The sequence below is a fragment of the Streptomyces sp. SID14436 genome (assembly GCF_010548465.1).
GTDB lineage: Bacteria > Actinomycetota > Actinomycetes > Streptomycetales > Streptomycetaceae > Streptomyces.
In genome coordinates this window covers 1-8,422 of record NZ_JAAGMD010000632.1, presented here as the reverse complement: position 1 = coordinate 8,422, position 8,422 = coordinate 1, and the positions used below count along the sequence as shown (strand labels likewise).

Genomic DNA, 8,422 nt, shown 5'->3' with positions numbered 1-8,422 from the left:
CACGAGCCCGGGGCGGGCTCGCCGCCGCGGCGGCCTTCCTCGAACGCGCGATGGAGCTCACCCCCGATCCCGCCCTGCGCGGCGCCCGGGCGCTGACCGCAGCCGAGGCGAAGTTCGAGGCGGCGGCGGTGGAACCGGCGCACCAGCTGGCGCGAGCCGCCGAGGCGGGTCCCCTCGACGCCTTCGGCCGGGCCCGGCTGGCCCGCCTGCACGCCCGGATCGTCTTCACCCGCAGCCGCACGAGCGAGGCGACGCCGCTGTTCCTGGACGCCGCCCGGCTGCTGGAACCGCTCGACGCGGCACTGGCCCGGGAGACGTACCTCGAAGCCCTGGCGGCCGCCATCTTCGCCGGCCGGCTCGACGGCGGGACCACGGTCCGCGACGCGGCCGAGGTCGCGCGGGCCGTACCCCGCGCCTCCGGCACGGCGAGCCGCACCGACCTCCTCCTGGAGGGCGTGACCCAGCGCTTCACCGACGGCTACGCGGCCTCCCTGGCCCCGCTCCGCCAGGCCCTGAACGCCTTCCGGGCCGAGGCGGACAGCGGCGGACCGGGGGAGACCGCGCGGTGGCTGTGGCTGTCCTGCCCGGTGGCCCCCGAACCCATCGCACCGGAGGTGTGGGACGACGAGGCGTGGCACGAACTGGCTGACAGCGCGGTCCGTCTCGCCCGCGGGGCGGGCGCCCTCGCCTCCCTTCCCGTCGCGCTGTCGTACCGCGCGGGCGTGCACCTGCAGGCAGGCGAGTTCGCCGAGGCCGCCGCCCTGATCGAGGAGGCGGACGCCCTGACCGCGGCCACCGGCAACGCCCCGTCGGACTACACGTCCCTGCTGCTGACGGCGTGGCGCGACGACGAACAGCGCGCCCTGCGCGTCATCGGGCAGGCCGTCCGGACCGCCACCGACCGGGGCGAGGGGCGGGCCCTGGGCCTCGCCCACCATGCGACGGCCCTGCTGTACAACGGCCTGTCCCGCCACGACGCGGCCCTGGAGAGCGCCCGGCGTGCCTGCGCCTACCAGGACCTCGGCTTCTACGGGTGGTACCTCGTCGAGCTGGTGGAGGCCGCGGCACGCTCCGGCGACCGGGACGCGGCGGTCGCGGCCGTGGAACGGCTGGACGGGATGACCCAGGCCGCGGGCACGGACTGGGCGTTGGGGCTGCGGGCGCGGTCACGTGCTCTGATCAGCGAGGGCGACACGGCCGAGGAACACCACCGGGAAGCCGTCGAGCGGCTGGGCCGTACCCGGTCGAGGGTGGAACTGGCGCGGGCCCACCTGGTGTTCGGCGAGTGGCTGCGGCGGGAGAACCGGCGCCGCGACGCCCGGACCCACCTGCGCACCGCCCACACCATGCTGACCGGCTTCGGCGCGGGCGCCTTCACGGACCGTGCCGCCCGCGAACTGCTGGCCACGGGCGAGAAGGCGGCCGGACGCCGCACGGAACGCCTGGCGCTGACCCCGCAGGAGGCACGCATCGCGGGCCTGGCCCGGGACGGCCTGACCAACCCGGAGATCGGCGCCCAGCTGTTCCTCAGCCCGCACACGGTGGAATGGCACCTGCGCAAGGTGTTCACCAAACTCGGCGTCACCTCCCGCCGCCACCTCCGCACGGCCCTGGCCGCCCACGACCCCGCCACGCCCGACTGAGCGCCCACGCCACCGGGTTGCGCCACAAGGGGCCGTGCCGTCCGGCTCACGGGCTCACTCGTAGCGCAGGCGCAGCGACTCCCGCTCGGCCTCCTCGATCTGCTCGACGGTCAGGCCCGGCAGGTCCAGCTGGGCGAGGGTCACCTCGGCGCTGCTCGGCTGGGCGTCGGCCGGCAGCCACTTCTCCGGCTGCCAGGCGTGGGCGCGCATCAGCGACTTCGGGCAGTGCGGGTAGACCTCCTCGACCTGCACCACGATCGCGGTGACCGGCGGTCTGCCCACGGGAGTGAGCGCCGCGAGCAGATCCGGGCGGGCCGTGACACAGGCCCGGCCGTTGACGCGCAGCGTCGTCGGGCGGCCCGGAATGAGGAAGACCAGTCCGACACGCCCGGTCCGCACCACGTTCTGCAGGGTGTCGAGCCGCCGGTTGCCGGTCGCGTCGGGGATCGCCAGCGTCCGCTCGTCCAGCACCGACACGAACCCGGCCGGGCCGCCACGCGGCGTCACGTCCGCCCGGCCCTCGTCGTCCGCGCTGCCGATGAAGACCAGCGAGGAACAGCCGATCAACGCCCGGGTCTCCTCGGTCAGCCGGTCGCCCTCCTTGCGGAGCGCGTTCGGGTTCGGCTCCGGGTAGAGCTCGCGCAGCTGCTCGGGGCCGGTGAGGGCGTCCGCCCGGAGGGACTCGAACAGCACGCCGCCGGCCTCGGTGTCGATCGTCATACGGTGACCCTAAGGTGCGTGTCACGGGGATGGCCAGCGCCTGGGTGATCCCCGCGGGGACGGCCACGATCCGGTGGCGTCCGCAGCAGGAGTCGGGGAGGCTCGCACGCATGGTCTCAGTGGTGCAGAACGTGGCGATCGACTGCGCGAACGCCTATGAACTGGCCCGGTTCTGGAGCGGGGTGACCGGCCGCCCGCTGGATCCGGAGGACGGACCCGGCGACCGGGAGGTCCAAGTGCCGCTGGCGGACGGCCCGGTGCTCTACTTCAACGAGGTGCCCGAACCCAGGACGGCCAAGAACCGTGTCCACCTGTGCCTGCGCCCCGAGACCACGCGGGAGCAGGAGGTGGAACGGCTGCTCGGCCTCGGAGCCACCCTGGTCGCCGATCGCCGGAACCCCGACGGCTCCGGCTGGGCGGTCCTCGCCGATCCCGAGGGCAACGAGTTCTGCGTCCTGCGCAGCGAGTCCGACCGGGCCCCGCAGCCGTCCTGAGCCGCCCGCGGCCGTCCGGGGCCGCCCGCGGAGCCGGGGCCTACGCCAGGACGCCCGCGGCGCGTGCCGCCTCCAGCCAGTCGGGGAACTCCTGCAGCAGGTGGTCGTAGAGCTGGTGGTCCGGGACGGCCTTCGGGGTGCGGCCGGCGTGGAAGAAGCCCGCGTTGTCGACCACGCGACGGGCCGGAACGGCGAGCGTGTCCAGTTTGCGCAGGAAGGAGAACTCGTTGTCGTCCGGATCGCCGAAGCCGACGAACTGCCAGAACAGGGGCAGCCGCGCGGCCTTGCAGAGATAGCGTTCGGCGGCGAACCGGCTGGTGGGACCCCCGTCGGTCTGGAAGACGACCAGGGCGGGCTGGTCGCTGCCGGACTCCACGTAGTGGTCGATCACCTCGTCCATGGCCCAGTGGTAGTTGGTCCGGCCCATGTGACCGAGGTTCTCGTGCAGCTTGTCGATACGGCCGCGGTGCCCGCCGAGCGCCAGGTCCGCGCTGCCATCGACGTCCGTGGAGAAGAACACCACCGGCACGGTGCCGTCGTCGTCCAGGTGCGCCGACAGGGACAGGACCTGCTCGGCGAAGTGCTGCATGGTGCCGTCGCGGTAGTAGGGCCGCATCGAGCCGGACCGGTCCAGCACGAGATACACCGCGGCCCGTACGGCCTCCAGGCCGTGGCTGCGCACGCTGGCACCCGCCGCCTTGTACAGACTGACGAGGTCGGGCGCCTTCTCCTGCACCTTGGTGAGGCTGACGGCCGCGGTACGTTCACGATGGTTGCTCGGGATCACGCCTCCATGGTGCGCCGCCGAGACGGAAAGGGCCCGGTCTTGGCCGTTTCGCAATCCTGCGCAGTGCCGTCCCTCCGGCGCGGTCACCGGGCCGGGAACGGCCGCAGCACCGTCAGGCCCTCCTCCCGGCCCACCTTCATGGCGAAGTCGAACCGGTCCACCTCCAGGCACAGCGCCACGTCGTCCGGGTGGACGCCGCGACGCCGCCCTCGGCGCAGGTCGTCGGCGGCGGGGGACGTTTCCGCGCGGTGGAGGTGAGGCGCGGGGTCGGCACGGTCACCGGCCAGCAACCGGGCCAGGTACGCGGCGCAGGCCAGGTCCTCCTCGGCGCGACCCCCGTCGCCGGTGGCCACCAGCGTCACCGATCCGGCGCCGGACGCCGACAGGGCCCGGGCCGTCGCGCCGGCCACGACGAAGCCGGCGCACAACGCCAGTTCCGCGTCGGCCACCGCGAGGGCGCCGACCGTCCCCGCGGTCGTCTTCTGGACGACGGTACGGCCGGACAGGTCGGCCTGGCGGATCAGGCCGGGGGAGTTGGTGAGGTCGAAGCCGCGGGCCGGAGCCCGGTCCTTCAGGGCGAGCCAGCCGGGGTGACGGTCCTTGAGCGCCAGGGCCTCGTCCTCGTCGGCCGCGAGCACGATCCTGGTGGCGCCGAGGTGGAAGGCCCAGGCGGCGGTGGTGAACGCCCGCATCACGTCGATCACGACGGCGACCTCTTCCGTGCCGTCCAGGTCGGGGATGCCGGCCACGCGCGCGTCCATGACGACCGATGATCGCAGCCCGCGAGAACGCTCCACAAGACGGCCCCTCGGGGGGAGAGAGGCCGGCTGTCCGGCGTGATGCCGCCTCAGGGCGGTGGCTCCCGGCCGTACCGGGCGGCCAGGGAGAGGGCGTGGTCCCGGAGCGCGGCCCGCAGGGAGGCGGGGGCGAGGGCTTCGATGTCGGGAGCGAGCCGCCAGAGCGCCCAGTGGGCGTGCTCCGTGTCCTGGAAGGTGACGTCCAGACGCAACCAGCCGTCCGCGTCGGGAGGTTGGCCGTCCGGTGCGCGGACCCCGAGGGCGGTGTCGAGCAGTTCGTCCCTGCGCCCGGGGCTGACGCGCACCCGCACGGTGAGGTGGTCGCCACGGTCGCGGAAGCCGGCCGCGCGTTCCTCCCACAGGCGGTCGAGATCGACCTGGGCCGGCCGGTGCGCGGCCTCGGCGAGCGTCTCGGCGGCCCGTATGCGCGCGAGGCGGTAGGTGCGGTCGGCGCCGGACCGGGTGGCCAGCAGGTAGCCGCGGTCGCCCACGGTGACCAGCCCGATCGGGTCGACGGTGCGCCACTGCGCCTGTTGGCCGACGGCGGCGTAGTGGATGCGCAGCTTCCGTCCCGCCAGGACCGCGCGCCGGACCTCGTTCATCGCGGCGTCGGGGATCCGGTCGGTGTCGCGGCGGCGGGCGAGCAGATCGGCCGGCGGGTCCGGAAGGAGGCGCCGGGCGGCGTCGGCAGCGGTCGTGCGGTGGGTCTCGGGCAGCGCGTCGAGCACCTTGCGCAGTGCGGAGGCGAGGGCCGGGCCGAGGCCGAACACGTGGTCCCCGCGTGCCGTGCCGGCGGCCAGGAGGGCGAGGGCTTCGTCGTGGTTGAGGCCGGTGAGCCCGGTGAGTTCGGTACGGAAGTCGTGCAGCAGCTCGAACCCGCCGTGCCGGCCGCGTTCGGCATATACGGGCACGCCGGCCGTGGACAGTGCCTCGATGTCGCGCAGCACCGTGCGGGTGGACACCTCGAGTTCGCGGGCGAGGGCGCTCGCTGTCATCCGGCCCCGGCGGCGCAGCAGCAGGACCAGGGAGATCAGCCGGTCGGCACGCATGCGGAAACGGTAGCGGCATACATGACCAAGGGTGTCGTGATATCCGGAGAGGCTTGCCCGTGTCACACAGGGACGGCGGACGCGTGACCCTCGGGCGCGCGCATCCGCCGTCACAGCAAAGGAGTTGATGCGGGGATGGAACGCTCGACGGTGAATCCGTGGCCGTGGTCGGTGGAGCTGGGCTACAGCCAGGGGCAGTTGGTGCGGGGCCAGCACCGGACGCTGTACTGCTCGGGGCAGGGCGCGATGGGTGAGGACGGCAAGCCCCGTCACGCCGACGACATGGGAGCGCAGTTGGCGCTGGCCGTCGACAACCTGGAGGCCGTGCTGGAGGAGGCGGGCATGACACTGGCGCACCTGGTGCGCCTCACCGTGTACACCACCGATGTCGACCGGCTGTTCGAGCACTACGGGGTGCTGGCGGCCCGGCTGGGCGCCGCACGGGTGGCACCGGCCACCACGATGCTCGGGGTGACCCGCCTGGCGCTTCCCGAGCTGATGGTGGAACTCGAGGGGACCGCGGTCGCCTGAGGCGGCGGCCGGCCGGGCCGGACCGGCGCACGGCCGAGCGGGGGCGGGACGGCGGCCCGCCCCCGCCGGGAGACTGGTCCCGGCGCACCGAAAAAGGTGTCGCGGGAGCCGGAGCGGACCACTAGCCTCGGCGGAGCCGTGGTCCGGTCCAGGACCGCGGGCCTCCTGCGGGGACGCATGGATGGTCGTGTCGGGCTGAGAGTGGATCGAACTGTGGCGTGTCGTATCAGTGAACTGGTGTTGGGCTGCCGCGATCCCGAGGCGCTCGCCCGGTTCTGGTGCGAGGTGCTGGACTTCGTGATCCTCGACCGGGAGGACGACGGAACGCTGGAGATCGGGCCCCGCGAGGGCTTCGGCGGCGCGCAGCCGACGATCATCCTCAGCCGCCGTGACGAGCCGGAGAAGGGCAAGTCGCGCCTGCACATCGACGTCAACCCCACCGACCGGGACCAGGACGCGGAGTTGGAGCGCCTGCTGGCGCTGGGCGCCCGTCCGGCCGACATCGGTCAGACCGGCGACGAGCAGTGGCACGTCCTGTCCGACCCGGAGGGCAACGAGTTCTGCCTGCTGAAGGCGCGCCTGAAGGCTCTCTGACCCGAGGCCGCCCGAGGCTGCCCGAGGCCGCCCGGGTCCCTGTGACCCCGGGGCCCCGGGCCGTCACCGACGGCACGGGGAGGTCAGTCGGCCGGCGCCGGGGGGACGGCCTTCGGCTCGGGTGCCCCGTCCTCACCGAGCCAGCGGGCCAGCTTGCCGCGCCGGCCGATGGCCCGCAGGCGCCGCTCCGCGGCGTCGCGGGTGTCGGGGGTGGTGATGAGCAGCAGTTCGTCGCCCGCCCGCAGCACGGTGTCCCGGTCGGGCACGAGGGACGTGCCGTCACGGACGATGAGGGTGATCACGGTCGGAGGCGGCAGCCTCAGCTCGAACACCGCGACGCCGTGCAGCCGGGAGCCCTCCGGGATGGCGACGGTGAGGAGATCGGCGTCCAGGACGTCGAGGGGCGCCGTCTCCACCTGGATCTCGCGCAGCGCGCCCGCGCGGACCAGCCGCAGGTGCCGGGCGACGGTCGGCAGGGTGGGACCCTGGATGAGCGTGAACAGGATGACGAGCAGGAACACGATGTTGAGCACGTCCCGCGCCCCGTCGATCCCGGCGACGATGGGGAACGTGGTCAGCACGATGGGCACCGCGCCACGCAGCCCCGCCCAGGAGATGAACGTCTGCTCGCGCCAGGGGATCGGGAACGGCAGGAGACAGAGCGCGACGGAGATCGGGCGGGCGACGAACAGCAGCACCGACCCGACGACGAGGGCCGGGACGATCGCGGACGGCAGCTCGCTGGGATCGACCAGCAGGCCGAGCATGACGAACAGGCCGATCTGCGCCAGCCAGCCGACGCCCTCGGCGAAGGACCGGGTGGCCGCCCGGTGCGGCAGCTGCGCGTTGCCCAGGACCAGGCCCGACAGGTAGGCGGCGATGATGCCGCTCGCGTTGACCGCCCCTGCCGCGGCGAAGGCGATGACGCCGAAGCCGACCGTGGCCAACGGGTACAGCCCCGTGGCGGGCAGGGCGATGCGGCGCAGCGCGGCCGCCCCCAGCCGGCCGGTCAGCACGCCGAGCAGGCCGCCGACGGCGAGCTGGTAGAGCAGGTTGAAGCCGAGCAGCCACGGGCTGCTCGGGTCGGTCTCCATGGTGGAGAACACCAGGACCAGGATGATGGTCGGGGCGTCGTTGAAGCCGGACTCGGACTCCACCAGGCCGGTGAGCTTCTGCGGCAGGGGCAGGGCGCGCAGCACGGCGAACACGGCGGCCGCGTCGGTGGAGGAGACGATCGCCGCCAGCAGCAGCGCCAACTGCCACTCCATGCCGAGCAGCCAGTGGGCGCCGGCCGCGGTCACCACGACGGACAGGCCCACGCCCACGGTGGCGAGCACGCCGGCCGGGGCCAGTTGACGCCGGACGTCCTCCCACCGGGTGCTCAGACCGCCCTCGACGAGGATGAGTCCCAGTGCCGCGGTCCCCAGGGCCTGCGCCAGTTGGGCGTTGTCGAACTCCAGACCGGCGCCGTCCTCGCCCGCGATCACCCCGACCGCGAGGAAGAGCAGCAGGCTGGGCAGGCCGATGCGGTGGGCGGTGTGGGCGGCGACGATGCTGACCAGCAGCACGGCACCGCCGACGAGCAGGGCCAGGTACATCTCGGACAGCGTCATGGGGCGTTCCCCGTGCCGTCGTCCGCCGCGCGACGGCCGCCGAGGTCCGCGAACCGGGGCCCGGGACCGCGCGCCTCGCACCTCCCGGGCGGTGGCGGGGACAGCCCCAGGTCCAGCGACCAGGGCCGCACCGGCCCCGAGGAGCGGCCGGACCGCCAGGGGGCGGACGGCTCGCAGGCCCACGGCGACGGCGG

9 protein-coding genes and 1 pseudogene are annotated in these 8,422 nt (G+C 74.0%); 5 read left to right on the top strand and 5 right to left on the bottom strand.

Features of this window, described 5'->3' with window-relative positions; all coding sequences use genetic code 11:
* Positions 1 to 1,643 (top strand): helix-turn-helix transcriptional regulator (locus G3I53_RS34435; protein ID WP_164438705.1); only part of this gene is annotated, 1,643 nt, incomplete at its 5' end.
* Between the two features lie 54 nt (positions 1,644 to 1,697).
* Here the strand turns inward: G3I53_RS34435 and G3I53_RS22545 are convergent.
* Positions 1,698 to 2,363, bottom strand: coding sequence for an MSMEG_1061 family FMN-dependent PPOX-type flavoprotein (locus G3I53_RS22545; RefSeq protein ID WP_164337551.1), 666 nt, complete (start codon positions 2,361 to 2,363; stop codon positions 1,698 to 1,700).
* 110 nt (positions 2,364 to 2,473) lie between these two features.
* On the opposite strand from G3I53_RS22545, the gene G3I53_RS22540 reads away from it, so the two are divergent.
* A complete protein-coding gene (locus tag G3I53_RS22540) occupies positions 2,474 to 2,857 on the top strand; it encodes a VOC family protein (RefSeq protein WP_164337552.1) in 384 nt (127 codons plus the stop codon).
* A gap of 40 nt (positions 2,858 to 2,897) precedes the next feature.
* Here the strand turns inward: G3I53_RS22540 and G3I53_RS22535 are convergent, their stop codons facing one another.
* The 3 genes from G3I53_RS22535 to G3I53_RS22525 form a co-directional block, all read right to left on the bottom strand.
* Complete coding sequence (locus G3I53_RS22535) at positions 2,898 to 3,644, bottom strand: VWA domain-containing protein (RefSeq protein ID WP_164337553.1); 747 nt, start codon at positions 3,642 to 3,644, stop codon at positions 2,898 to 2,900.
* Positions 3,645 to 3,727: 83 nt separating this feature from the next.
* Complete coding sequence (locus G3I53_RS22530; protein WP_203592402.1) at positions 3,728 to 4,405, bottom strand: 2-phosphosulfolactate phosphatase; 678 nt, start codon at positions 4,403 to 4,405, stop codon at positions 3,728 to 3,730.
* A gap of 86 nt (positions 4,406 to 4,491) precedes the next feature.
* On the bottom strand, positions 4,492 to 5,490 hold the full coding sequence (locus tag G3I53_RS22525; protein WP_164337554.1) for a WYL domain-containing protein: 999 nt from the start codon (positions 5,488 to 5,490) through the stop codon (positions 4,492 to 4,494).
* A 135-nt stretch (positions 5,491 to 5,625) separates the two neighbouring features.
* On the opposite strand from G3I53_RS22525, the gene G3I53_RS22520 reads away from it, so the two are divergent.
* Together G3I53_RS22520 and G3I53_RS22515 are read left to right on the top strand one after the other, a co-directional pair.
* Entirely contained in the window at positions 5,626 to 6,021 is a 396-nt protein-coding gene (locus tag G3I53_RS22520) for a RidA family protein (protein ID WP_164337555.1), read from the top strand.
* Positions 6,022 to 6,234: 213 nt separating this feature from the next.
* Positions 6,235 to 6,615, top strand: a complete 381-nt coding sequence (locus tag G3I53_RS22515; protein WP_164337556.1) for a VOC family protein — start codon at positions 6,235 to 6,237, stop codon at positions 6,613 to 6,615.
* 83 nt (positions 6,616 to 6,698) lie between these two features.
* On the opposite strand, the gene G3I53_RS22510 is transcribed toward G3I53_RS22515, so the two are convergent.
* Positions 6,699 to 8,228 carry a potassium/proton antiporter gene (locus G3I53_RS22510; protein ID WP_164337557.1) on the bottom strand — a complete coding sequence of 510 codons (1,530 nt, stop codon included), beginning with the start codon at positions 8,226 to 8,228 and terminating at the stop codon, positions 6,699 to 6,701.
* A gap of 12 nt (positions 8,229 to 8,240) precedes the next feature.
* Between G3I53_RS22510 and G3I53_RS33415 the strand changes: the two are divergent.
* A pseudogene (locus G3I53_RS33415) lies at positions 8,241 to 8,422 on the top strand (hypothetical protein); the annotation flags it as partial.

Excerpts from the sequence above, each read along its gene's own strand:
- G3I53_RS22545 (WP_164337551.1), bottom strand. The coding sequence starts at position 2,363 with ATGACGATCGACACCGAGGCCGGCGGCGTGCTGTTCGAGTCCCTCCGG.
- G3I53_RS22540 (WP_164337552.1), top strand. The coding sequence starts at position 2,474 with ATGGTCTCAGTGGTGCAGAACGTGGCGATCGACTGCGCGAACGCCTAT.
- G3I53_RS22530 (WP_203592402.1), bottom strand. The coding sequence starts at position 4,405 with ATGGACGCGCGCGTGGCCGGCATCCCCGACCTGGACGGCACGGAAGAG.
- G3I53_RS22525 (WP_164337554.1), bottom strand. The coding sequence starts at position 5,490 with ATGCGTGCCGACCGGCTGATCTCCCTGGTCCTGCTGCTGCGCCGCCGG.
- G3I53_RS22520 (WP_164337555.1), top strand. The coding sequence starts at position 5,626 with ATGGAACGCTCGACGGTGAATCCGTGGCCGTGGTCGGTGGAGCTGGGC.
- G3I53_RS22510 (WP_164337557.1), bottom strand. The coding sequence starts at position 8,228 with ATGACGCTGTCCGAGATGTACCTGGCCCTGCTCGTCGGCGGTGCCGTG.